This window comes from Pseudomonas sp. S2_A05 (assembly GCF_054668485.1).
Genome location: NZ_CP162775.1, coordinates 1,718,595 through 1,741,750, shown reverse-complemented (window position 1 = coordinate 1,741,750; position 23,156 = coordinate 1,718,595). Strand labels below are relative to the sequence as shown.

The following is a 23,156-nucleotide window of genomic DNA, read 5'->3' as shown; positions in this document are numbered from 1 at the left end:
CTTAGCTTGGGTGCGCCGGAGAGGGCAACTTGAAAAGCTGAAGATCAAAAGATCGCAGCCTCGTTGCACTCGTCAGCTCCTACACATATCGGACCGTAGGAGCTGACGAGTGCAACGAGGCTGCGATCTTTTGCGTCAGTGGCCCCAGATCAGCTCTTCGGTCCAGCCCAGTTCGGCGAAATCTTCGGCGCGCAATGCGCTTTCGCCGACACAGAAAAATTCATCCAGTTGCGGTGGCTTGACCGCCGTGCCGCTGAGCATGGCGTGCACCTGGCCACGATGATGGAGCTGGTGCTCGAACAGGTGCGAGAGCATGCGCAGGCGGCTGTCATGTTGCGGCATGTCACGGGCGATGGTGACGATTCTCGACAGGTCGGCATCGCGCAGTTGCTCGCAATAGGCGATCAGCCGGCGATCAACGCGGGCCTGTTCTGCACGCAGCGCCGCAGCCTCGGTAAACGGCTCGTCTGCATTGAAGAAAACATAGCAATCAGGGTGTGGCTCGTCACCGCGCAATTCCCGCTCCAGCGCGTCGACGTAGAACCAGTCGCAGGTGAGGATGTGATTGAGCGTGAGGCGGATGCTGGGGAAGAAGTTCACCCGTGGCGCCGCCAGTTCAGTGGTGTCGAGCTGGCTCCAGGCCTTTGCCAGGCGGTGATTGGCCCAGGCATTCTGATAGGCCATGGTCAGCAAATGATGGGACAGCGGTTGACTCATGTCGGCGCCCTCTTCTTTCAAGCTTCGGCGAAACGCTGCAATTGCATCTCCTGCAAACGGCTGAGGGTGCGGCGGAACGGGAATTCCAGATAGCCCTCGGTGTACAGCGCTTCCATCGGTACGCTTGCCTCGACGTACAGCGGCACCTTGCGGTCGTAGCATTCGTCGACCAGCGCGATAAAGCGGCGAACGCCATCGTCATGCACCGATAACTGCGGCAATTCCCGGTCACCGGCGACCACGCGCTCAGCGCCATCTTCGGTGCCCCGCGCAATGCGCCCTTCGCGTTTTTGTGCGCTGAGGTTCGGCACTTCGCTCAACAGAATAGCCCGGTAGCGATCACACAGGGCAATGAAGTCCATGGCGGCGAAAGGTTGTTCGCACAGACCGCTGTAGCGGCACCACAGCACCGATTCGCTGGCTTGCACGACGTTGAGCGTGCGATGGCCCACGGCGACTGGCTCATCGCTGACAGTCTCATCTGCAGCCAGCGACTTGAACACGGCACCCAGTGCGCTCGGTGAATCGGCTTCATTGACAAAATAGCGCTGCTCAATCGCTCCGGGATGCAAGCGATGATCCTCGGCGCCATTCACCGCCACCACTGTCATGTGTGCCTTGATCGCCGCAATCGCCGGCGTGAAACGGTCGCGATTGAAGCCGTCCGCGTACAGATCATCAGGCGGCAGGTTGGACGTGCAGACCACCACTACGCCTTCCTCGAACATCACCTGAAACAGCCGGCCGAGAATGATCGCGTCGCCGATGTCATTGACGAACAGTTCATCGAAGCACAGCACGCGCACTTCAGCGGCCAGCTCTTTGGCCAAAGCGCGCAACGGATCGGCGATGCCACTGAGTTGAAACGAACGCTGATGCACCCAGCCCATGAAGTGATGAAAGTGTTGACGCCGCGCCGGCACGCGCAGGCTCTGGTAGAACTGATCCATCAACCAGGTCTTGCCGCGCCCGACCGGCCCCCACAGGTACACGCCGCTGATCGAAGGGGCACCGGCGTGCAAGGCTTCATGGCATTTTTGCAAGGCCCAGACTGCGTGTTCCTGGGATTCATCCTGAATGAAACCCTTGTGGTCGACCGCGTATTGCCAGGCACTGAGGGGAGAGTCGAAAGTCATGCGCGGGAGTATGCCACGGGCGATTGGCCATTGCTGATCGACGCACGCATGATCGTTCCCGCGCTCTGCGTGGGAATGCCTCAAGGGACGCTCCGCGTTCCAGCTCTGGAAGGGACGCGGAGCGTCCTGGGCTGCATTCCCACGCGGAGCATGGGAACGATCAGAACAAGGGAGAGGCAACAAAACCTGACCTTTCAGGCAGTTATTGCTCGTTGCCCTCGCCGCCCTCTTCCGGCATTCTGCGCACCCATTTTCTGACCCGGCCCCGCCTTGCGGCGCGCACATCACCATGACCGCCTCTGACAAAACCCCGCGCAACAACGACCTGATCTACGGCCTCAACGACCGTCCGCACCTGACCGCCACGGTGTTCGCCGCGTTGCAGCACGTGCTGGCGAGTTTCGTCGGCATCATTACCCCGACCCTGATCATGGGCGGCGCCCTCGGTCTGCACAGTGAAATCCCCTACCTGATCAGCATGGCACTGTTCGTCTCCGGCCTTGGCACCTTTGTCCAGGCCAAGCGCTTCGGCCCGGTGGGTTCCGGTCTGCTGTGTCTGCAAGGCACCAGTTTTTCCTTTATCAGTGTGATTCTCAGCGCCGGGTTCATGGTCAAGGCGCGTGGCGGTGGCACTGACGAAATCCTCTCGACGATCTTCGGCGTGTGCTTCTTCGCTGCCTTCATCGAAGTGGTGCTCAGCCAGTTCATCGGCAAGCTGCGCATGCTGATCACCCCGGTAGTCACCGGCACGATCATCACGCTGATGGGCCTGTCGCTGATCAAAGTGGCGATGACCGACATCGCCGGCGGCTTCGGTGCGCCAGATCTTGGCGCGGCCAGCCATGTGTTTCTGGCGGCGCTGGTGATCGGCACCATCGTTGTGCTGAACCGAGTCGACGTGCCGTTTCTGCGCCTGGGCGCGATCGTCATCGGCCTGACGCTCGGCTACGTGGTGGCATGGCTGATGGGCACGGTGGATTTCGCTTCGATGCCCGAAGTGCCGCTGGTCAGCGTGCCGGTGCCGTTCAAGTACGGTTTCAACTTCGATTGGGTGGCGTTCGTGCCGGTGGCGGTGATTTTCCTCGTGTCGCCGCTGGAAGCGGCTGGTGACCTGACCGCCAACTCGATGATCTCGCGGCAACCGGTCAAAGGCCCGTTGTACATCCGCCGGATCAAATCCGGCCTGCTCGCCGATGGTCTCAACTCGGCCATGGCGGCAGTGTTCAACAGCATGCCGATGGTGACCTTTGCGCAGAACAACGGCGTGATCCAGTTGACCGGCGTGGCCAGCCGCTACGTGGCGTTTTTCATCGCCGGGCTGCTGGTGTTGCTCGGTTTGTTCCCGATGATCGGCGCGGTGCTGCAACTGATGCCGAAACCGGTGCTGGGCGGCGCTGAGCTGGTGATGTTCGGCACCGTCGCCGTGGCCGGGATCAAGATCCTCGCCGAGGCCGGCCTGCATCGACGCAACATGCTGATCGTGGCGATCTCGCTGGGCATGGGCCTGGGCATCGCGGCGGTGCCGGAAGTCCTGCGCGAACTGCCGCAAGCGCTGCGCAACATCTTCGAATCGCCAATCACTGTCGGTGCGTTGTGCGCTATCGTGCTGAACATCTTCCTGCCGGAAGAATTCATCGAGCTGGAAGAAGATGATTTCGACCCGGAAGCGTCGATTCTGCAGGTCATGGAAAACCCCGACGTCGCCGCCAAAGGTGAACCCGGCCAAGCGGCGGCTGTCGCACAGTTGAACCGCTGACGTCACGCCTCGAAAAAAAAGGGCTGCACCGGCGACGGTTCAGCCCTTTTTTGTCGAGAGATTTTTATGCGCCGCGTCCACGCCGTCATCCTGTCGCTTGTGCTGTTGTCGCTCAGCGCCTGCGCGCTGTTTCCCAACCGCGATCCGGTGAACATCAACGTGGTCGGCCTCGAACCGTTACCCAGCCAGGAACTGGAAGTACGCTTCGCGATCAAGCTGCGCGTACAGAACCCCAATGAAACGGCGATCGATTACAACGGCATCGCGCTGGATCTGGAGGTCAATGGTCATTCGCTGGCTTCGGGTGTGAGCGATCAGAGCGGCTCGATCCCGCGTTTCTCTGAAGCCATTGTCACGGTGCCGGTCAGCGTCTCGGCGTTCTCGGTGCTGCGCCAGACATTGGGGCTGAGCCAGACGCAAAGCCTCGATAATCTGCCCTACGTGCTGCGCGGCAAACTGGCGGGCGGGTTGTTTGGCACGATGCGCTTTACCGACAGCGGCAAGTTGAGCCTGCCCAAGGCGAGTGCGGCGACCTGGTAGTCAGCGGTCTCAATCGGCAGAACAACACACAACCCCTGTGGGAGCGAGCCTGCTCGCGAAGGCAGTGTTTCAGGCGACTACGACGCTCATGCTGCCTACGTCTTCGCGAGCAGGCTCGCTCCCACAGGTTCTCTGCAAGTTTCAAGGTCAGGAGTTGAACCGCACCCCCGGCTTCGCACGCTCATCAACGGTCAACTCGAAGACATCCGGCCGCGCGTAGTGGCCGACCACATCGTAGTCATACCGCGCGCGGATCAGTTCATCAGTGTCGATTTCCGCCGTGAGCAAACCCGCTTCCCCGCGCAACGGCCCCGCCAGCACATCGCCCATCGGACCGACGATCACGCTGCCACCGGCAATCAACGGTCGATCACCCGGCCAATTGGCAATCTCCACCCCCAAATCATCCGGCGAGGCCTGCACCTGACAGGCGCTGACCACGAAACAGCGGCCTTCGTGGGCGATGTGGCGCATGCTGACCTGCCACATCTCGCGCTCGTCCACGGTCGGCGCGCACCAGACCTCAACGCCCTTGGCATACATCGCCGTGCGCAGCAGCGGCATCATGTTTTCCCAGCAGACCACGGCGCCAAGCTTGCCGACCTGGGTGTCGAACACCGGCAGCGTCGAGCCGTCACCCTTGCCCCAGATCAGTCGCTCGGTGCCGGTGGGCATGAGCTTGCGGTGTTTGCCGAGCAGCCCGGCCTGCGGATCGAAATACAGCACCGTGCAATACAACGTGCTGCCAGCGCGCTCGATCACGCCGATCACCAGATTGGCTCCGGTGCGCGCTGACAATCCGGCCAGCGCTTCGGTTTCGGCGCCCGGTACATCGATGGCGTTGGCAAAATAACGTGCGAACGCCTCACGCCCCTCGGGCAGTCGGTAGCCCAATTGGGTGCCGAAGCCCTCGCCCTTCGGGTAGCCGCCGAGCAAGGCTTCCGGCATCACCACCAACGCGGCGCCGGATTCGCGGATTGCGTCTTCCCAAGCAAGGATCTGTTCAAGGGTTTCGCCTTTGCCGCCGGGCAATGCACCGATCTGCAACGCCGCCACTATGGATTTGGCCATCGTGTTTACTCCTTCAGGTTCAGGTGTTGCCGATTCTCCAGCGTCACGCGATCATGAATAAAGCCCTGCCGACTGCTGAATGATATGAGCCAAATGAATATCGCCGACATTGACCTCAACCTGCTGAAAGTCTTCGAAGCACTGCACGATGAATCCAGTGCCAGTCGCGCCGCCCTGCGCCTGGGCGTAACGCAATCGGCAGTCAGCGCGGCATTGCGCCGCTTGCGTGAGGTGTATGGCGATCAGTTGTTCGTGCGCACCGGCCGCGGACTGGCGCCGACCCTGCAAGCCAATCAGCTGAAACCGGTGATCAGCGATGCGCTCAACAAATGCCGGCAAAGTCTGGCCATGCTCGATCCGGCGGCCAATCAATACGAAGGACGTTCGGTGGCGATCGGTCTGTCAGATGATTTTGAAATTGCCTACGGGCGCCACTTGATCGAGGAAATCGCCCGCCGTGCGCCGAAGCTGCGGTTGATATTTCGCCAGACCCACAGCCAGATCGTTGCCCGCGCGCTGATGGAACGCAGCATCGACCTGGCGATCACTGCCGGCGGCTTTTCCGAGCGCCTGCTCAGTCGTCAGGTGTTGGGGGAAGGCGGCTATGCGTGTCTGGTCGACCCGGCCAGTCTCGCGCCAGGCCAACAGCAGATCGCGTTGCAAGAGTTCGTTGAACGCGAGCACATTCTGGTGTCGTCGGGCGGCTTTATCGGCATTACCGATGAGGGATTGGCGGCAGTGGGTTTGAGCCGGCGAGTCTGCGCGTCGACCACGCATTTCGCCGCGCTGCCCTTTCTGCTCAAGGGCAGTCAGGCGGTGGCGACCATCCCGGCCCATGCCGCCGCAAGCATCGCGACGCTGAGCGGGCTGGCGTTGCTGCCCTGCCCTCTGGCTTTACCGCGCTATCCGGTGGAACTGGGCTGGCGCACCAGCACGCAGATCGATCCGGTGCTGGTCAAGGTTCGCGAAGCGATTGCCGCCACGTTCAGCCAGGCGTGAAGCGGATTATTTGTTCGCCGCCATCAGGCGATTGACTTCACTGCGCACCATGTTGGCGAACTCCGGCGGCGACATGCCGTCCAGTTCGGCGCGGACCCACTCGGCCCATTTGCCCTTGCGCTTGGAGCGCTCCCCAAACAAGCGCGCGGCTTCGCCTTTGGCTTTGCCCAGATTGTTCTGCCAGAGTTCGAACAGACGGGATTTCTCATCTTCCAGCGCTGCGCGCTCTGCGAGGGATTTGTCGGCCAGATTGAAACTCATGGGGATTTATCCTGCTGCGTAAAATGGCGACATCTTACACGCTCGATGGAAATCTCCGGTGCAGGTTTTTCCCTTCTCCACGAATGACATGCAACTTTTCGCCTGCCGCTACACTCCATTGGTCACTGTCCATTCACCTGCAAGGAGTCACCCAATGGCCCGTAAAACCGCCTCGCAAGCTGCCGAAGAGCAAATCAAGGATCAAGCTTTCAGCGAGCTTCAGGCTCTGATCGAAGAATCGGACAAACTGCTCAAGAGCAGCGCTTCACTGGTCGGCGAAGAAGCAGAAACGCTGCGTGCACAAATCGCCCAGAAACTGCAGCTGGCACTGGATTCGGTGTCCAGCGTGCGCGATCGCACCAAACCCGCCGTCGAAGCCACCGAAAACTACATCGGTGGTCACCCTTGGCAAACCGTGGCGATCTCCGCCGGTTTCGGCCTGGTGGTGGGCCTGCTGCTCGGCCGTCGCTGAGTTCCAGCGCTATAAAAAAAGCGAGCCTTCCGGTTCGCTTTTTTTATGCCCACCGCTTTGCTTTTCGATTACTGAATTCACCTCGGTATCCCAAGTCGGCGTACCTCGCCAACCACGCGGTCAGTCCCCTCTCCCCCGGGAGAGGGGGGGCTAGGGTGAGGGGCTTTTTGACCTTGTCACTGCAATCGTCAGAACAACAAAAGACTCACTCCCCCGCCAACTCCCGCAGCTGCCCCAGCGTCTGCTCATCCAGTACGATCCCTTGCGCCATTGATCGACTGCGCTGCAAATGCCGGCGATCCCCCGGCAGGCGCTTGAGCCCGACCCCGTGCATCTGCCGTACCAATTCCTCGCTGCGCTGGGCAAAGCTCTGCCCCGCCGCTTTGCTCGGGTCGATGACGATCAACAGCTGGCCGGTCCATGGCGTTTTCGCGCCGGGATGGTTGGACCAGTCAAACTCGAATGAGAAATTGCCGCCGGTCAATGCCGCCGCCAGCAACTCGACCATCATCGACAGCGCCGAGCCTTTGTGCCCGCCAAACGGCAACAGCGCTCCACCTTCCAGAATCGCTTTGGGGTCCTGGGTCGGCTGGCCGAGGCTGTCGACACCCATGCCGGCCGGGAGTTTTTCACCTTTGCGCGCTGCAATTTGCACATCGCCATGGGCGATGGCGCTGGTGGCAAGATCGAACACAATCGGCGCGGCGTTGGCCCTTGGCGCGGCGAAGGCAATCGGATTGGTACCGAACAATGGCCGATCAGCGCCATGGGGCACCACGCAGGTCATGCTGTTGACCACGCTCAGCGCCACCAGACCTTCGTCGGCGAAGGGCTCGACATCCGGCCACAAAGCGGCGAAATGATGCGAGTTGCGAATCGCCAGCACCGCGATCCCGGCATGACGCGCCTTCTCGATCAGCAGTGGTCGGGCCGCTGCCAACGCTGGCTGGGCAAAACCGTTGCCAGCGTCAACCCGGACAAACCCCGGCGCGACATCTTCAACCTGTGGCACGGCATGGCCATTGACCCAGCCGCTTTTCAGCGTCGAGACATAACCGGGGATGCGAAACACGCCATGACTATGAGCGCCGTCGCGTTCGGCGTTGGCGCAGTTGACGGCGAGTACCCGTGCGACTTCGCTGGAGGTGCCGTGGCGCAGAAAAATCGTTTCAAGCAATTGCGTCAGTGCTTCGAGGGACACTGTGGACGAGCCATGATCGTGTGGCGCAGACATCTGAAGCTCCAGAATGATTATTGGAGGGAACAACAGCGTACGGTCGATTTTGCCCACCGATTAACCCTGTCCAAGCTGCCGGCTGTCAACCCTTCGATTCATTGCCATGGGTTGGCGCGCCCTGATGCACATTTTGTTCTCGGCAGGTGCGGTAACTGTCTACCGCAAGTGCTCCACTCTGCGCATTTACTGTTGAGTTCCAGCCCAATGGCGCCCTGTTCAGAGTTGCAATGATGTCCACCCCGACTGCCCCGCTGTTGTTTCCAGTGATATTCGATTCACCCGGCCTGCACGCTGACCTCGGTCCGGCACACGGTCTCAACAGCAAAGACTTCGACTGGCTTGCACATGCGCAACTCGCTACGCAATCACTGCGCAACAAGCAAACCCCGCCAATGCTGGCCGAACGCATCCTGCTCAACGCCGACAAGCAACTGGCCGTGCCGCTGGCAGGCAGCTTCATACTCAGCGCAGGGCCGGATGACAACGGCGTGTTCCTCTATACGCCCTACGATGGCCTGAAAAAATTCGCAGACCGGCAAGCCCTGACTGATGCCCTGCAGAAACGCCTCGACAGCGCCAGGGAAAACGATGATCTGCTGGCTTTCCTCTCGGTTTCATTGCGCAAGGAACTGGTGGAAAAACGCAGTATCACCCTGACCTGCGAAACCATCGAAGGTGATGTGTTCGAGGACCAGCAATTGGCAATCGGCGACTCTCTGGAGAGGTGCGCCCGTGACTTGCTGGACGAACTCAAACGCCTGCCATCCCTTGCAACGCTGCTGGAAAAGATTCTCGACGAACTGCTCGAGGCGCATTTTGGCGCCTTGCAACAGTCGCTTACCCGGGTCGGTTTCTATTCGGTGACTTCTTCGGATGGGAAACAGTGGGTCGACTCGCTGTCGCTGACTGAAGCGCTGTTGGTGCACTTTCACCGTCAGGGCTGGCCCCACGGTCAGGTCGTAGAATTCACCCATCCCGCCCGTTCGGTACGCGAAGACGATCAGTCTGCCTGGACCAATGCGATCAAGTCGGCGTCGGGAAAACTGACCATGCTGTTGTTTCGACAGCTTGAGGTGTTTTGGAACGGCGCCTCATTCGAAGGCTCGCCCAGACGTACTTTCTTCAGCCAGACGTTGCAGGATCAGGCGCGCGCGGATCTGATGATCAAGCGCGAAACGCAGATCCTCACCGCCAGCGAGTTCGACGCCCTGCACAGCCTGGTACGTGAGCCAACCGTTGCGGTACGGCGGCCAACGTTTGAAACCGTGTGTTTGAGTGAAGAGACAGCCTGTGTCGAGCTGGCCGGTTCACTGATGATCAATCACGACAAGGCTTATCTCTATACGCCCAGCCAGGGCCTGCAGGTACTCGCCGACTACGCGGATCTCAAACAGACACTGACCGCGAAAATGCGGGCTGCCGGACACGAAGACGAACTCTACGGGCTGATGAATCTGCAAGAACGCAATCGTTACCTTGGCTTCGCTAACGCGCAGGTATCCGGGGAAAACATTGGCGGTGAGATCATGACCACGCTGTTTGAGGCCATCATCACCAAGCAACGTCAGAACGTTGAATTCGTTCTGCAGCGTTTTCGTCAGAGCGAGCGCACCACTGACATCCATGCGCTCTTCGACAAGGCGCTGGATATCCGCTCAATGATTCATGAACGGCTGCTCAAGCTCGACGTCAATCAGCGCTGGAGTACCCGGCCGTTGTTTACCAGTACACCGCCATCGTCACTCGTGCAGGCAGACAAGGCTGCGCAGCAGGCGGCACTTCTGGGACGGACGCTGGATAATCTGACCAGCCACTTCAAAGACCAGCCGACCGCGCACGGTGCCGAACAGCGCGTCTTTTGAAGGCATTCTGTGGAAACTGGCCCAGGCATTCGAAGACGGCCTGCGTGGTGAGGCGTACCTGCGCAGCCTCAGCGGGTCATGGCTGGAGGCGGAACGAAAGATCGTCGACACCGTGTTCGATTCCAGGCACCCGACACGCAGGGACCGCCAGTCACTCAATGGTTTTCGCCCCGATGCCTGGTCACTGACCCTCATCGGGGCCGAGCCCAACGCTGCGCTGCCGCTCGCTCACTGTGTGCTGCTGACCGAGCGCGGCGGCATGGACGTGAAACATTCCGGGCGCGCCATCCTCTGGACACCGGCCCTGGGCCTGGAGTTGTTTGACGACATCGCCAATGCGCAAAAGCAATTGCAGCAACGGCTGGACGACAATAACCAGAGTCACACGCTGCTGGAAAATCTGCCAAAGGCGCAACACAGACTGGACCAGCAATACACACTGGGCGAGTTTCAATTGATTAATGGCAGTGTCTCCCGAGACCGCACTGCAATCTGCCATTGAACAGTTCCTGGCAGAATGTGAACTGCTGCGAGTTTGCATCAAGGAGCCAAAGACATTGGCGAGCTTCCTTGATGAAATGAAGAATGCTGTCATCGATACCAACCTGCGACGCGCGATCGATCTTGCACGCACCCTTTCGCGTCATCTGGATTACCCGGACTGGTTGCGCATGGCCTCGGCGACGGAGCAACGCACGCAACTCCGCGCTGCTGGATGAACTGCGGCATGCGTTCATCGATGGCAAGGATTTCCTCGATGAGGTCCCGGCGCTGGCCACTCATATCGAGCAGACTCTCAAAACTCTGCTCGATGCCCGCTTTCCAGTGCAACGGGCTCAAGCCACAGGACATCCGGATCACCCCAATCTGATATTGGCCGGCCCTGCCTGCAACTTGCTGGAATTTGCCTTGCATCACTACAACGTCGTGCAGGGCAGCGGTTTCAAAGTCGCCTCGACAACGGCCACAGCCTTACCAAAAGAGTTTGCCCAGGCCGCGGTACGGCAATTACCGCAATCTCTTGATGTTGCTACCACCTACACCGCGAAAGTCACCGAAGCGCTGTCAGCCGACAGCCTGTCTGCTCGCACCAGCAAAGAACGCTTCTTGCGCCAGTTGCCCTGGCAATTGATGCAACACGCCCACTCGATGAAATTGCAGCAACAGCTCTCGGATACCGGCTATGACTACATTTGCCAGGTCCTCGACATGCCCGACGCGATAGCGCGCGCTGCGGGTCGAGGGCGCTCATGCCATCGCCTCGTCCGCTATCGTTGATCAAGACCCCAGGCGCTGATTGCGTCGACACACTCGGTTTGTATGTCTTCGGTCCGGGCGCAGGGCAAACAGGCCCCCGGATCCTCTATGCGCCTTACTCCAGGTATGTGTTTCGCGAATTCGAAAACGAAGCGCAGCTGATCGAAGCACTGAATACCCCCGGGCACTTCCAGGATTTGATTATCCGGCGTCTGCCTGAGGCTCAGCAGGCGGTATTCAAAAGTCTGTTGAAAACAACGATCGGCAAAGACAGTGAAATCACTCTTCATGGCGCGCCCATCAATGGCAACGTGCTCGAGCGGTTTCACCAGGACACTTTGAGCCTTCTGCCGCAACTGTTGCGCAGCCAGCCACAGGTCAATGGCCAAGCGGATTGGGAAGCGGTGAAGTTTCTCTTCAGTCACGGCGTGCGCCTGGTGCCACACTTGCTACCGGGCAAACTCGCGTCCGGTTTTTTTCTGTGGCGAAGCTACCAGGACTTCAAGGCGTCCGCCGAAGGCCTTCAGGATCACCACTGGGCAAATGCCCTGAAAAGCTTCATCGCAGGGGCGATTACCCTCTTCAGCCTGGGACGTCTGTCATGGGAAAGCGAGGCAGAAACGGCCGGCTCCGAATTGCCGCAGAGGCGCAAGCACCTGCGGGTACAGCCACAGCGGTGCAAGTCGCCTCTGGCTGGGCAAAGGTGTCGCCCGTCACGCCCGCTCGGATTGATTTGCAGCCCTTTGAAAGCAGTACGGCGCTGGAATCCCTCAAGCTTGATGCCAATAAGCTGGTCTATGGGGATTCGTCAACGACGCAGAAATACGCCGCCATTGCCGGCAAGGTGTATCCGGCAGTCCAGCTCGAAAAAAACTGGTATTTGCGCAAAAAAGACGGCAGTCAGGGGCCGGCACTCGAAGAGAAAAATGCCCGTCTGGTCGTTGCAAGCGCCAGCCAGCCGGTTCATCGCTGCCGATCAAAACGTCGTGACCCTGCTCAACATGAAGTCGAGGAAAACCGCTCAATAGAAATGTATATCCAGGCCAGAGGCATGGCCCAGATCCACCGTCGCTATCCGGCCAGGGCGTTCGTGATACAGCAAGCCGTAAACCGTGCAAGAGAATACGCAGTCAACTGCCTGCATAACTACGTTACACAGCGCAGCCATCCTGCGGGCACACGGCTGGAGACGGTTTTGAAGGAGTTCTTCGAGGTGCATGAGGTAACGCCCTTGCTGCTCACAAAACTCGAGAAAGTGATAATTCCTGTCTGCCAGGAATTGACGAACCCAAAAGATGATTTGCTCTACACCGAGCGCCTCTTTACTGGTCTGAATGGCCTGGCAGCGCCAATACCGTTGCTTTCGTTTTCAAACAGGACAAACAAAAAATAATTCATCTCACCGAGGTTTTTTTCAATCCCAGAATGGACAAATACACCGCCCATCTGCCTCCTCGATTCAATGTTGATTCACACGCACGCGCGGTAACGATTATCCATGAACTCTCGCATCTGGTTTGCGACAGCGAAGATCTGGTGACGGTCCAGGCCATGGGGCCTTATCTCGACCTTATCGACACGACGACGGCAGAGGGGCAAGCGGCCAAGGACTCGCTTGAACGTTATCGCAGGTTATTGTCGCGCTACGGCAATCTCTCGCACCTGTTTGCGGTGAAATCCGATAACCACGTCTGGACCGATCTGGACAAAATGCCGACGCATGCCGCGGATTACCTGAAAATCCTCAGCCTTACCAAAACCACAAACCTTGCAGACGCGCGCCGAGCGTTTCGCAGTCCTGTTTCAGCAGATGCGCGGGTCGACGTGATGCTCGCCAACGCCGACTCGATCGCCCTGCTCATCAGCGAACTGGGTCGTCAGCTCGACCCGCTTCCCGCGCCCATACCGCTATCGGCGCCGGTTGCAGATCAGGCGGGATCCTCGCAAGCGCTGGCGTGACGACAAAAAAATGCGCCGGCGTAACGCCAGCGCATTGCTCATGACCAGAGTCAAAAGTGATTACGGTCGGTTAGTCCTTCTGTTCGCGCAGCACATTGCCCGAGGCGCCGTCGATGCGGAACTCGTAGGCGGTGCCATCGGCCTTGCGCCCTTTGCCTTCCCAGTAGCCGTCATTATCGGCGTCGATCTCATAGACTTCGACATAGCCGGCTTTGGTCTTGGCGACCTCGATGGCTTTTTCGATGGTGATCCAGCCTGCGCCGGGCTTGTCCGCCAGAGCGGCACCGGCACCGAGCAAACCAGCAGTGGCGATCAGGGCTGCGAATGTCTTTTTGATCATTTTTTCACTCCATTTATGGATAGTAGGCAGTTGCTTCCTGTTTTTTTGGGCGCCACAGGGAAAAATAAGTTCCACGTTGATGGGTAAATGCCATGACGGATGTTCTCGGCAGCCTGCCGGCGAGGTTAGAATGAGCGAAATCAGGACGAGTCAATGACCCAAGACACTCTCTCGGAAGCCGAATACGATGCGATCACCGATGCCGCCGCGCACTGGTGCATGCGTCTGCACGCCGCTGACTGCACGGACGAGGAGCGTCGCGCATTTGAGACCTGGCACGCTGCACATCCTTTGCACGCCTTCGAATACGAAGCCATGCAAGAGATCTGGGAAGTCGCCGGAGATCTGCCTCGAACCGAGCCCGAGGCACTCGCCGCGCAGCGCAAGCCTTCGCGTTCGTGGCGCAAGTTCGCGGTCATTGCTGGCGCCTGCGCCCTCGCCTTGCCACTCGCGGCCTACAGCGGCTGGAGTCTGGGCTGGGTGCCCAACAGTTATCAGCATTACGCCGCCACCGACAGTGTGCGTCAGATCACCCTGAGTGACGGCAGCCAGCTCGAACTCAACCTGCACACCGACCTGAGCTTCAGCAATTACAAACATGAACGTCGCGTCACCCTGAACAAGGGCGAGGCGTTTTTTAATGTCAGCCATGACGCGTCTCATCCGTTCGTGGTTCGCGCCGGCGACGGCAAGATCCGCGTGACCGGTACGCGGTTCAATGTGTGGATGTACGAAGATCAGGTGCGAGTCAATCTGATCGAAGGTTCGGTGCTGGTCAGCAGCAATCGCGACTTGCCTGGCGACGGTCTGCGCCTCAGTCCCTCGATGCAGGCGCGCTACCGGCATGGCGATTACGCGCCGCAAATCAGTCAGACCTACCCTGGCGATACTTCGCTGGCCTGGCGCAGCGGCCGTTTGGTGCTCGACAACCTCGCGCTGCACGACGCCCTGCCGCTGATCAACCGTTACCTCGACAAGCCGTTGATGCTGGCCGACACCAGTACCGGCGCGATCCGCGTGGGCGGCGTCTACAACATCAAAGAGATGAACCACCTCGCCAACAGCCTGCCGAAAGTGCTGCCGGTCTATTTGACGCGCAACAAGGAAGGCAACCCGGTAATCAATTCGATGCCGCAACGCCCGCCGAAAGCTGAAGGCCGCGTCCCTTGCGGGAGGCGGCCTTCGTTTGTTTCGAGCTGTGACTGTTTTACTGCGCTGCCACCTTCCCTGCCTGATCCTGCTTGATCGTCTGCACCTGATATTGCGGATCCGCCTGGATCTGCTGTTCGGTGAACGGCAGAACACTCCACTGCTTCTTCGAAAATGCAGCAGTCTGATCCCGCGAGTATTTCGACATCGGATCACTGGATAACGAGAACGCCAGCAGCCCTTGGGCGTGCGGGCCTTTTTCATCGAAGCTCACAACTTGCAGATAGCTGGTGCCGCTGACCACTTCAAGTTTGCCGTCTTCGCGGGGCACGCTTTGCATCGCGTTGTAGATGCCCAGCGTCCCCGGCCCGCCATGAATCGGCGTTTGCTGCCCGCCGCTGCTGACCACCTGGACATCACCCCAGCGCGTGTCGGGTTTCAGGCCCATTTTTGCGACCCGCTCAACCGACGCGAGCATCGCTTCACGCAGTGCTTTGGCGACGGCAGGTTGTTCGACTGCCAGGCCGCGAGGAGTGTGTTGCGCATCTGCCGGATTGAATGCAACACGCCAGATATCCGCTGATTCAAGCAGCGCCTGCATGATGTTCTGAAAATGCACCAGACCGAGCCCGGAATCCAGATTTGCGCGGCCGTCCCAGGCTTTGAGGCTGGCGCACGCAGACTTGAGTGTCGCGGCATCGCTGCCCAGATCGGCGCCGCAGAACTTCCGCAGATCGGGCATGACCTGCGCGGCCAGATAGACCTGATCGTCCATGACCATGTGCTGCAGATCCTTGACTGCCAGCGGGCCTTTCTTGCTCAGTTCACCCAAACGATCAAGCGCGAATCGTGAGCGCAGGCCCAGCGGTTGTCCTTCCTGACTGATCAGCGGTGAATAGCCGGTGAGCGGTTGAGCCGGGTTGGCCAGCCATGCCGAATCATTGGAGTGCTGAACGAAATCCCTGCGCAGCAATTGCGGCAACTGGCTGGAAGCGAAGATGCCCTTCTGCGCCGCGTGCGGATCGACATCCCAGGCACAGCCGCTGTTGGAACCGTCCAGCACGATCATGCGCAGACCGAGGCGTGGGTCGCTGCACTTGGCCAGTTTTTCCGCGCTTACGTTCGGTACCACCGACAGGTTCATGTACAGCGTCTGGCCCTTGTCATCCACTGCCAGGGTGTTGACCCACGGAATGCCCTGGATCTTGTGCACCGCGTCTTGCAGATCCTTGAGATTGCTGGCCTGGTTCATCGCATACCACTGTTCGAGCACGCGGTCGTTGTCGAGGTTGGCATCGCGCAAGCTGTAGGCATATTGCCTGTCCCAGTCGAGCTTGCCCGGCCATTGCACGATCGGGCCGAACTGCGAGCTGTAGATGTCGCGCGCAACCGCTACGACCTGCCCGTCAGCCTGCTTGACCTGCACGGCAACCGTCTGTTTGTTCAGCGGCAGCGACTTGCCATCGAGCAAATACCGAGTCGGATCCTTTGGATCAAGTTGCAGGCGATACAAGGTGAAGTGTTTCGACGAATCGACGGTGTGGGTCCAGGCCAGATGCTGGTTGAAACCGATATTGATCATCGGCAATCCCGGCAAAGCGGCGCCCATCACATCAAGCTTGCCGGGGATGGTCAGGTGCATCTGATAAAAGCGCATCCCCCCGACCCATGGGAAATGCGGGTTGGCCAGCAACATGCCACGGCCATTGAACGAGCGCTCGCTGCCGACCGCCACGGCGTTGCTGCCGCGATCCAGGGCGAAACGTTGCTGGCGCGCGTCGGCCAACTGGAACGCCTCGGTGTCGCGCTTCACCTGCGCGGTCGCTTGCGGCGGCGTCGCGCCAGCAAGGGCTTCGGCGAACTGCCCCACCCCACCTTCAACCAACAGGCGCCGCGTCAGTTTGACCAGATCCTCGGCGCTGATGTCACGTACCCACTCGCCCTGGCATTGCTGCGGCAACCCTTGCTGACGGCGTTCAGCCAGATAGCGGTTGTAACCGGCGGCATATCCCTCGACCAGGTCGCGGACCTGCGTCGGTTGCGCCTGCCAGAAGGTTTCGACCGCTTCAGGGGTATTGAGCCAGGTGAAGAACACATCACTGACGCGGTTTTGCCGTTGTTCAACAGTGAACTGCTCCGGGCCGAAATATTGGGAGCGCTGACCATTGACCGTGACGATCTCGTTGGCCAGCAGGCACAGATTGTCCTGGGCGTAGGCGTAACCGATGCCGAGACCCAGACCGCGCTCGTTTTCAGCGCGAATGTGCGGCACGCCGAAACTGGTGCGGCGAATATCGGCGCTGGTTTGTGCAGCCGGGCTCAGTGCATGGGCCGACAGGCTCAGTCCGAACAAGGTGCTGGCGAGGGCCAGCCCGGTGAGTTGCCTGGAAATAATCACGCTTGCTCCTGATCGAAAGGTCGATTGCCCCTGCGTCCACGCGCAATGAGCCTGTCGAAGAAACGAAGCTGAAGGAAAAAATTTAGCGGGTAGCCCATTGAGGCAATGCCGTCATCACAAGGCTGAGACGAATTAGCGACGAAATTTCTACATCTTTTCTTTCATGATTTGTCGTGCTGAAACGTCTTGTTTAGAGAGCGCAACAAAACCTTTCCGCGATCTGGCTCTGAAAAGGAGTAATCGCATGTACAACTCGCAACTACCAACGGACGGTAGCCAGACGCCACAGGGCGTTTCCATGGGTTCGCACACCGGCAATTTCACCCAGCGCGGCGAGCGTCCGGGCAATGAGCGTATTCGCGTGCTACTGAAGAGTTTCGGCCTGCGCACCAGCCTGATTCGCCTGAAAGTCATCGACGCGCTGCTCGTGGCGGCACAGAGCAATCGTCGCCTGGGCGTACGTGGCGTACATAGCCAGTTGCTCGATCTGGACGTGCCGCTGTCGTTTCTCAGCGTGCGAGAAGTGCTTAAACGCTTGTGCGCCGAAGGGGTGATCACCTTCAACGCCGACAAGAGTTACAGCCTGCACCCGCAGGCTGCAGCGGTCCTCAACCACGAATGAGGCTCGCCTTCAGGGCTTGACCTTGCGGCGCATCACGCCGTTGATGACGACCACCACGACCGCCACGCCGATTGCCACGTACTGGAAAGTCTTCTCGGTGATCATGCCGGCATTCTGCAGCCAGGACAGGCCCAGCATGATCGCCAGTACCGACAGAGCGATCAGAATCGGATAAATCAAGCGTTGCTTCTGGGTCATTGCGGTTTCCTGAAACATTGAAATGTAGCCGGTTGCGCGCCGAGCGTTTCCCGGATGAGGGGGATGCGCCGGAGCAAACGGGTGCTCATGTTACCGCCCCTGAGGTTTTTGGCTGCATGGGCACCCAACCCTGAGACATGCCCCGCCCTCCCTGATCCAGCGCAAACAATGCCCGCACTGACGCGGGCATCGTTGTTTTCGCCGCAATGGCAACCAGGTAAACAGCTTTCGCGCCGCGCCAATCCTTTAAACATGTCGTAAGTTTTTGAAATCTGCTGACGCAGCAAACGGCTAGGTCGGCTGTGCGTCTGCGCCTAGGCTCATGCGAACTTCCTATAACTCATAAACAGGGATGTTCATGCAGAGAACACTTATCAATATCGGCCCCAGACAGGTTGCGGGTTTCTGTCTGGCGCTGACCGCTTTCGAACTGCTCACTTACATGGCCAGCGATGTGATCATGCCAGCGATGCTGGATGTCACCACCGACCTCGACGCGGACGTGCGGCATGTTCCCCATGCGTTCAATCTCTATCTGTTGGGTGGCGTGTGCCTGCAATGGTTGCTCGGCCCGTTGTCCGATCAATACGGCCGACGACCACTGTTGTTATCGGGCAGCGCGCTGTTCGGATTGTCGTGCGCGGCAGCTTTTTTCACCGACAGTATTGGAGCGTTCAACCTGTTGCGGCTGTTGCAAGGCATGGGTCTGGGGTTTGTCGTCGCAGTCAGCTATCCGGCGCTACAGGAGGTGTTCTGTGAAGCGGACGCCGTCAGGCTGATGGCGTTGCTCGGCAATGTTGCGTTGTTATCGCCGCTGCTCGGCCCGCTACTGGGGATCCTGTTGCTGGAATGGCTGAGCTGGCGGGAAATCTTTCTGCTGCTGGGATTCACGGCAGCGCTGGTCTGGCTCGGTCTGTTGCTGTGGATGCCGGAAACCGTAGGCGTCGAGCGCCGCGATGGTCATCGAACACCCCGTGTGCCCTTCTCCTGGCGTTGCACTTCACGGCGCTATGGCGCGTTGTTAGGCAACCCGCGTTTTCTCTGCGCCAGTCTGGCGCTGGGCCTGATGAGTCTGCCCCTGATCACATGGATAGGCCTGGCACCGTTGCTGCTGGTGCGGGTGCTGGAACTGCCGCCGCTGGAATATGGCCTGTGGCAGATTCCGGTTTTCTCAGCGGTGATTGCCGGCAATCTGATTCTCGACCGCTTGCTGCAGACTCATTCGCTGACGCAATTGATTCAACTGGCGCTCTGGCCGTTCTGTCTGGGCCTTCTGTTTCTGGCCGCGTGCGCATTGTTCGGCGCGGGGCTTGGTCCGGTGGTGGCGAGTTTATCGCTGTACGCCGTCGGGCTGGGCATGAGCAACGCCGCGGTGTATCGCCTGGCGCTGTTTGCCAGCGACGACAGCAAAGGTCTGGTGTCGGCGCTGACCGGCATGATTTCGATCGCCGTCATGGGCCTTGGCGGTTCGCTGATTGCGGCCATCGGTGGCGGCGGCCGTCTTGAATACTTCGCTCTCTGGGCCGCATTCGGCGGGCTGATGTGCCTGCCCATGGTTTACCGGCTCCTGCAAACCACCACAGCTGATGTGGCCTCGCCTCAGTAAGGAACACTGATGACTCACCTACCCTATGCCGACGCGCTGTGCGCGTTGAAGCACCCCTATTGCGCGGATTCAGCCGCGCCCGGTCTGTTTGATCGGGCGATGAAGGAAATCAGCCGCTTTCACTGCGATCACACCCCGGGTTACGCCCATTGGCTCAACGCCCATGGGCTGGCACCGCAAGACCTCGACAGTCTTGATGACTGGTCACGTCTGCCGCCGATCTTTGCCAGTTTCTTCAAGCAACACTTGCTGCTCAGCAGCACGGGGGCGGACGCCCTGGAACTGACCTCGTCGGGCACCAGCGGACAGAAAAGCCGGATGCGTTACGACGAACGCAGCCTGGCGCGGGCGCAGTTCATGGTTGCGCAGATCTTTCGCCATTACGGTTGGGATACTCCGGATACGCCGTGCAATTACCTGCTGCTGAGCTACGAACCCGAGGGTCACATTACGCTAGGCACTTCGTTTACCGACCAGTTTCTCTGTCGGTTTGCCCCGGTCAATCGCGTGGTTTACGCCTTGCGCAACACCGGTAGCGGCCATCAGTTCGACGTATTCGGTGTCATCGCCGCATTGCAGTCATTCGCTGAAGAAGGTTTGCCGGTGAGGATTTTCGGCTTCCCGGCGTTTCTCTGGCAGACCCTGCAACGCATGCAGGCTACCGCTGTACAGGATGTGCAATTGCCCGCCGGTTCGCTGGCCTTTTTTGGCGGCGGCTGGAAAACCCAGGCTGCGCAGGAAATTCCTAAACAACAGTTTTATGCCCATATCCATCGGCAATTGGGCATCGAACCCGCCCGCTGCCGCGACGGTTACGGCGCTGTCGAGCATGCGGTGCCTTACATCGAATGCGCCCGTCACCGCTTTCATGTGCCGGTGTATTCGCGAGTGCTGATTCGCGATCCGGCGGATTTTTCCCTGCTGCCCTATGGCCAACAAGGCCTGCTCGGCTTCGTCTCGCCTTACATCTCATCCAGCCCGGCGCATGCCGTGGTGATGAGCGACCTTGCCACGCTGCACCCGGGCGCAAGTTGCGGCTGTGGATTGACCAGCGACTGGTTCGAACTGCACGGCCGCGCCGGCACCACGGCCGGCAGAAGCTGCGCGATGGCCGCCGCCGAATTACTGGGAAGTCACTGAAATGTATTTGATAAATGGACAACTGCACGACATTTACAGCCTCGACCAAGCGCTGCAAGACCTGCAACACAAGTTGCCCCAGCGCTTGGCGACGTCACTAGACAGCAGCACGGTCATCAAGGCGATCACCGTTTTTGCCCACCTGCTGCGTGACTCGCGCATGGATCTGCCCCTCGACAGCGAACAACGGCAGGCCTTGATCGATTTCTGCCAACCTGAAGCCTTGACGATCAAACGCCAGCGCGAACTCGGCGTCGCTGCCGACTCCCTGCGCCGTATCGATTATCGCCTGCCGCGCTTCGAAGCCTGGCGCCCGCTCGGGCTGGTCGTGCACATCACCCCGGCCAACGCGCCGCTGCTGGCCTTTTGCGCGGTGGTGGAAAGTCTGCTCGCCGGCAACGTCAACTGGTTGCGCCCCAGCCGCAGCGGATCAAGGCCTGACGGCGCGACTGTTGAGGGCGTTGGTGAACTGCGATGCGAGCGGACAACTGGCCGGCCACGTGGCGGTGGTTCCAGCGAACACCGAGCAGATCGGCCGATTATGCAAATCTGCCAATGGTGTCGCGGCGTGGGGTGGCGAAGCGGCCTTGCAAGCCATTCGGCAACAGCTCGCGCCGGGTTGTCGCTGGATCGATTGGGGGCACCGCATCAGCTTCGTCTATCTCACTCCTGCATCGGCTACGCCAGAGACGCTTGATGCCGTCGCCGACGAAGTTTGCCGACTGGATCAGCAGGCCTGCTCCAGCCCGCAATGGCTGTTGGTGGACAGCGACGACACGCAAGTCTTGCGCGATATCGGTGAACGCCTGGCGCAGGCCCTGCAACGACGCGCCACACAGTGGCCGGCACTGGTGCCGACACGCCAGGAAGCTGCGCAAATTACCACGCACACGCAGATGGCCCGCCTCGGTCAGAGTTTTGCCGGTCACACCGGGCAAGTCTGGCACGGCCCAGGCTGGCGGGTGATCTGGAGCCATGATCGGCAACTCGCACCTTCGCCGCTGTTTCGCAGCGTATTGCTGCACCCGGTGCCGCAGGCGCTGCTGCCCGCCACCTTATTGCCGTGGCGCAACGTCCTGCAAAGCTGTGCGCTGATATGCGCACAACCGCAGATTGTCGAGCTTACCCATGCGTTGATCGCTGCCGGAGTCACGCGGATCGCACCGATCGGCAACATTCACGAGGGGTACGAGGGTGAACCCCATGATGGCGTCTATGCGCTGCAACGTTTGAGTCGACGGGTATCGGTGAGTCTGGCGGCCATGCAACTGCCGAATCAGGCCAGTCTCGATCCAGCACCATCAGCGGCGACGCCGTGCGCTGCGATCATGGACAAAGAAGCCTTCGTCGCCCAGCCCATCAACGATCAGGCGCAGTTGTATTTCCGCTCTGGAGGCAGCAGCGGCACCCCTGCTCTGGCCGGCTACAGCTATCGCGACTTTGATCGGCAGATGCGCGCGACCGCTGATGGCCTGTTCGCTGCCGGTCTGGATCCAGCACAAGACCGAGTCATGAACCTGTTCTTCTGTGGCGGGCTGTACGGCGGCTTTCTCAGCTTCAGCAAAACGCTGGAACTGCTCGAGGTGACGCACCTGCCCATGGCCGCCCCTGCTGATGACGATTATCGGGAGATTGCCCAATTGATCATCGACCAACGGGTCAACGTGCTGGTCGGTATGCCCGGCACCCTGCATCGTCTGTTCCTCAGTCAACAGGAGCGTCTGCGTGCTTATGCCGGAGTCGAAAAGGTCTTTCTCGGTGGCGAGCACCTGAGCGAGCAGAACCGTGAATTGCTGCGCAGTTGTGGCGTCTCGACCATTCGCTCGGCGATTTACGGCAGCGTCGACGCCGGTCCGCTTGGGCATGCCTGCGAGGATTCGGCGGATGGGGTTTTCCATCTGATGAGCGAGATCCAGCAGTTGGAGATTGTCGCGTTCGATGAGGATGTGCCGGTGGCGGATGATCAGGTGGGCCGGCTGCTGGTGACCTCGCTCGCCCGCGAGGGTGGTCAGCGCGTGCAGCGTTATGAGATTGGCGACAGCGGACGCTGGCTCCCGGGCGTCTGCGCCTGCGGGCTGAAGTCGCCCCGCTTTGAACTGTTGCAACGCCACGGCAAGTTGTTGCGTATCGGCACTGACTTTATCTCCCTGAGCGAATTGGCGTCACGGCTGCAAGTGCCGTTTCAGTTGCATCTGGACCACAGCGCCGAGGGCGTCGAGCGCATGCAACTGCATTGCGAACTTACAGCCGCCACCGTTGAAACACGTCTCGCCGATTACCTGACCCTGACGACCATCATCGACAGCGGATTGCTGGTGCTGCAGATCGAGCAATGCTCGCCCGAACACTTCGTTCGAAACAAACACAGTGGCAAGACGCCGCTGGTCATTGACTCCCGCCGCTGACGCTTGCCGTGAGCTGGCTCATTCGAATCAA

General features: G+C 59.8%; 21 protein-coding genes and 2 pseudogenes. 14 read left to right on the top strand and 9 right to left on the bottom strand.

The genetic code is table 11. From position 1 onward, the window contains the following. Window positions 1-135: 135 nt before the first annotated feature. Together AB4O12_RS08090 and zapE are read right to left on the bottom strand one after the other, a co-directional pair. Window positions 136-717: a DinB family protein gene (locus AB4O12_RS08090; protein ID WP_460061270.1), complete on the bottom strand. Its 582-nt coding sequence runs from the start codon at window positions 715-717 to the stop codon at window positions 136-138. 17 nt (window positions 718-734) lie between these two features. Further along, window positions 735-1,853 carry a cell division protein ZapE gene (gene zapE / locus AB4O12_RS08085; RefSeq protein ID WP_460061268.1) on the bottom strand — a complete coding sequence of 373 codons (1,119 nt, stop codon included), beginning with the start codon at window positions 1,851-1,853 and terminating at the stop codon, window positions 735-737. Window positions 1,854-2,142: 289 nt separating this feature from the next. On the opposite strand from zapE, the gene AB4O12_RS08080 reads away from it, so the two are divergent. Then, a complete protein-coding gene (locus AB4O12_RS08080; RefSeq protein ID WP_016774665.1) occupies window positions 2,143-3,609 on the top strand; it encodes a nucleobase:cation symporter-2 family protein in 1,467 nt (488 codons plus the stop codon). Window positions 3,610-3,675: 66 nt separating this feature from the next. After that, window positions 3,676-4,149, top strand: coding sequence for an LEA/WHy family protein (locus AB4O12_RS08075; RefSeq protein WP_056785875.1), 474 nt, complete (start codon window positions 3,676-3,678; stop codon window positions 4,147-4,149). Between the two features lie 147 nt (window positions 4,150-4,296). Here AB4O12_RS08075 and AB4O12_RS08070 read toward each other — a convergent pair whose 3' ends face one another. Continuing rightward, window positions 4,297-5,220 (bottom strand): carbon-nitrogen hydrolase family protein, encoded by a 924-nt coding sequence (locus tag AB4O12_RS08070; protein ID WP_460061264.1) that lies wholly within the window; start codon window positions 5,218-5,220, stop codon window positions 4,297-4,299. Between the two features lie 84 nt (window positions 5,221-5,304). Between AB4O12_RS08070 and AB4O12_RS08065 the strand changes: the two genes are divergently transcribed. Next, window positions 5,305-6,219 (top strand): LysR family transcriptional regulator, encoded by a 915-nt coding sequence (locus AB4O12_RS08065; protein WP_258708175.1) that lies wholly within the window; start codon window positions 5,305-5,307, stop codon window positions 6,217-6,219. 6 nt (window positions 6,220-6,225) lie between these two features. Here the strand turns inward: AB4O12_RS08065 and AB4O12_RS08060 are convergent, their stop codons facing one another. Further along, window positions 6,226-6,480, bottom strand: a complete 255-nt coding sequence (locus AB4O12_RS08060) for a hypothetical protein (protein WP_003224595.1) — start codon at window positions 6,478-6,480, stop codon at window positions 6,226-6,228. A gap of 154 nt (window positions 6,481-6,634) precedes the next feature. Here AB4O12_RS08060 and AB4O12_RS08055 point away from each other — a divergent pair, with 154 nt between their 5' ends. Then, window positions 6,635-6,952 (top strand): ElaB/YgaM/YqjD family protein, encoded by a 318-nt coding sequence (locus AB4O12_RS08055; RefSeq protein ID WP_016774661.1) that lies wholly within the window; start codon window positions 6,635-6,637, stop codon window positions 6,950-6,952. 205 nt (window positions 6,953-7,157) lie between these two features. On the opposite strand, the gene AB4O12_RS08050 is transcribed toward AB4O12_RS08055, so the two are convergent. Continuing rightward, window positions 7,158-8,186, bottom strand: a complete 1,029-nt coding sequence (locus AB4O12_RS08050) for an Ldh family oxidoreductase (RefSeq protein WP_095179972.1) — start codon at window positions 8,184-8,186, stop codon at window positions 7,158-7,160. Between the two features lie 233 nt (window positions 8,187-8,419). Here AB4O12_RS08050 and AB4O12_RS08045 point away from each other — a divergent pair, with 233 nt between their 5' ends. The 3 genes from AB4O12_RS08045 to AB4O12_RS08035 all read left to right on the top strand — a co-directional run bounded on the left by AB4O12_RS08045 (window position 8,420) and on the right by AB4O12_RS08035 (window position 11,329). Then, window positions 8,420-10,051, top strand: coding sequence for a hypothetical protein (locus tag AB4O12_RS08045; protein ID WP_460061260.1), 1,632 nt, complete (start codon window positions 8,420-8,422; stop codon window positions 10,049-10,051). Next, entirely contained in the window at window positions 10,029-10,553 is a 525-nt protein-coding gene (locus tag AB4O12_RS08040) for a hypothetical protein (protein ID WP_460061258.1), read from the top strand. The genes AB4O12_RS08045 and AB4O12_RS08040 overlap by 23 nt, the downstream gene beginning before the upstream one ends. A gap of 122 nt (window positions 10,554-10,675) precedes the next feature. Then, entirely contained in the window at window positions 10,676-11,329 is a 654-nt protein-coding gene (locus AB4O12_RS08035; RefSeq protein ID WP_460061256.1) for a dermonecrotic toxin domain-containing protein, read from the top strand. On the opposite strand, the gene AB4O12_RS08030 is transcribed toward AB4O12_RS08035, so the two are convergent. Further along, window positions 11,320-11,733 (bottom strand): hypothetical protein, encoded by a 414-nt coding sequence (locus AB4O12_RS08030; RefSeq protein WP_460061254.1) that lies wholly within the window; start codon window positions 11,731-11,733, stop codon window positions 11,320-11,322. The genes AB4O12_RS08035 and AB4O12_RS08030 overlap by 10 nt on opposite strands. Before the next feature lie 176 nt (window positions 11,734-11,909). On the opposite strand from AB4O12_RS08030, the gene AB4O12_RS08025 reads away from it, so the two are divergent. Continuing rightward, on the top strand, window positions 11,910-12,701 hold the full coding sequence (locus tag AB4O12_RS08025) for a hypothetical protein (protein WP_460061252.1): 792 nt from the start codon (window positions 11,910-11,912) through the stop codon (window positions 12,699-12,701). Window positions 12,702-12,733: 32 nt separating this feature from the next. After that, window positions 12,734-13,267 carry a hypothetical protein gene (locus tag AB4O12_RS08020; RefSeq protein WP_460061250.1) on the top strand — a complete coding sequence of 178 codons (534 nt, stop codon included), beginning with the start codon at window positions 12,734-12,736 and terminating at the stop codon, window positions 13,265-13,267. Window positions 13,268-13,337: 70 nt separating this feature from the next. Here the strand turns inward: AB4O12_RS08020 and AB4O12_RS08015 are convergent, their stop codons facing one another. After that, window positions 13,338-13,607, bottom strand: a complete 270-nt coding sequence (locus AB4O12_RS08015) for a PepSY domain-containing protein (protein ID WP_460061248.1) — start codon at window positions 13,605-13,607, stop codon at window positions 13,338-13,340. A 153-nt stretch (window positions 13,608-13,760) separates the two neighbouring features. On the opposite strand from AB4O12_RS08015, the pseudogene AB4O12_RS08010 reads away from it, so the two are divergent. After that, window positions 13,761-14,759 (top strand): annotated as a pseudogene (locus tag AB4O12_RS08010) (FecR family protein); the annotation flags it as partial. A gap of 55 nt (window positions 14,760-14,814) precedes the next feature. On the opposite strand, the gene pvdQ reads toward AB4O12_RS08010, so the two are convergent. Beyond that, on the bottom strand, window positions 14,815-17,154 hold the full coding sequence (pvdQ, locus tag AB4O12_RS08005; protein WP_460061246.1) for a bifunctional acylase PvdQ: 2,340 nt from the start codon (window positions 17,152-17,154) through the stop codon (window positions 14,815-14,817). A 244-nt stretch (window positions 17,155-17,398) separates the two neighbouring features. Here pvdQ and AB4O12_RS08000 point away from each other — a divergent pair, with 244 nt between their 5' ends. After that, window positions 17,399-17,776: a fe2+ zn2+ uptake regulation protein gene (locus tag AB4O12_RS08000; protein ID WP_024012892.1), complete on the top strand. Its 378-nt coding sequence runs from the start codon at window positions 17,399-17,401 to the stop codon at window positions 17,774-17,776. Window positions 17,777-17,785: 9 nt separating this feature from the next. Here AB4O12_RS08000 and AB4O12_RS07995 read toward each other — a convergent pair whose 3' ends face one another. Next, on the bottom strand, window positions 17,786-17,974 hold the full coding sequence (locus AB4O12_RS07995; RefSeq protein ID WP_460061243.1) for a hypothetical protein: 189 nt from the start codon (window positions 17,972-17,974) through the stop codon (window positions 17,786-17,788). Window positions 17,975-18,332: 358 nt separating this feature from the next. Here AB4O12_RS07995 and AB4O12_RS07990 point away from each other — a divergent pair, with 358 nt between their 5' ends. The 3 genes and pseudogenes from AB4O12_RS07990 to AB4O12_RS07980 all read left to right on the top strand — a co-directional run bounded on the left by AB4O12_RS07990 (window position 18,333) and on the right by AB4O12_RS07980 (window position 23,125). Further along, window positions 18,333-19,580, top strand: a complete 1,248-nt coding sequence (locus AB4O12_RS07990) for an MFS transporter (protein ID WP_315435037.1) — start codon at window positions 18,333-18,335, stop codon at window positions 19,578-19,580. Window positions 19,581-19,589: 9 nt separating this feature from the next. Continuing rightward, window positions 19,590-20,720, top strand: coding sequence for a LuxE/PaaK family acyltransferase (locus tag AB4O12_RS07985; RefSeq protein ID WP_353187711.1), 1,131 nt, complete (start codon window positions 19,590-19,592; stop codon window positions 20,718-20,720). 1 nt (window position 20,721) lies between these two features. Continuing rightward, window positions 20,722-23,125: pseudogene (locus tag AB4O12_RS07980) on the top strand (aldehyde dehydrogenase family protein). The last annotated feature ends 31 nt before the right edge of the window (window positions 23,126-23,156 follow it).

Coding starts and splice junctions, on each gene's coding strand:
- zapE (WP_460061268.1), bottom strand. CDS start 1,853: ATGACTTTCGACTCTCCCCTCAGTGCCTGGCAATACGCGGTCGACCAC.
- AB4O12_RS08020 (WP_460061250.1), top strand. CDS start 12,734: ATGGACAAATACACCGCCCATCTGCCTCCTCGATTCAATGTTGATTCA.
- AB4O12_RS08090 (WP_460061270.1), bottom strand. CDS start 717: ATGAGTCAACCGCTGTCCCATCATTTGCTGACCATGGCCTATCAGAAT.
- AB4O12_RS08000 (WP_024012892.1), top strand. CDS start 17,399: ATGTACAACTCGCAACTACCAACGGACGGTAGCCAGACGCCACAGGGC.
- AB4O12_RS08060 (WP_003224595.1), bottom strand. CDS start 6,480: ATGAGTTTCAATCTGGCCGACAAATCCCTCGCAGAGCGCGCAGCGCTG.
- AB4O12_RS08075 (WP_056785875.1), top strand. CDS start 3,676: ATGCGCCGCGTCCACGCCGTCATCCTGTCGCTTGTGCTGTTGTCGCTC.
- AB4O12_RS07990 (WP_315435037.1), top strand. CDS start 18,333: ATGCAGAGAACACTTATCAATATCGGCCCCAGACAGGTTGCGGGTTTC.
- AB4O12_RS08025 (WP_460061252.1), top strand. CDS start 11,910: ATGGGAAAGCGAGGCAGAAACGGCCGGCTCCGAATTGCCGCAGAGGCG.
- AB4O12_RS07985 (WP_353187711.1), top strand. CDS start 19,590: ATGACTCACCTACCCTATGCCGACGCGCTGTGCGCGTTGAAGCACCCC.
- AB4O12_RS08050 (WP_095179972.1), bottom strand. CDS start 8,186: ATGTCTGCGCCACACGATCATGGCTCGTCCACAGTGTCCCTCGAAGCA.
- AB4O12_RS08045 (WP_460061260.1), top strand. CDS start 8,420: ATGTCCACCCCGACTGCCCCGCTGTTGTTTCCAGTGATATTCGATTCA.
- AB4O12_RS07995 (WP_460061243.1), bottom strand. CDS start 17,974: ATGACCCAGAAGCAACGCTTGATTTATCCGATTCTGATCGCTCTGTCG.
- AB4O12_RS08065 (WP_258708175.1), top strand. CDS start 5,305: ATGAGCCAAATGAATATCGCCGACATTGACCTCAACCTGCTGAAAGTC.
- AB4O12_RS08055 (WP_016774661.1), top strand. CDS start 6,635: ATGGCCCGTAAAACCGCCTCGCAAGCTGCCGAAGAGCAAATCAAGGAT.
- AB4O12_RS08015 (WP_460061248.1), bottom strand. CDS start 13,607: ATGATCAAAAAGACATTCGCAGCCCTGATCGCCACTGCTGGTTTGCTC.
- AB4O12_RS08080 (WP_016774665.1), top strand. CDS start 2,143: ATGACCGCCTCTGACAAAACCCCGCGCAACAACGACCTGATCTACGGC.
- AB4O12_RS08070 (WP_460061264.1), bottom strand. CDS start 5,220: ATGGCCAAATCCATAGTGGCGGCGTTGCAGATCGGTGCATTGCCCGGC.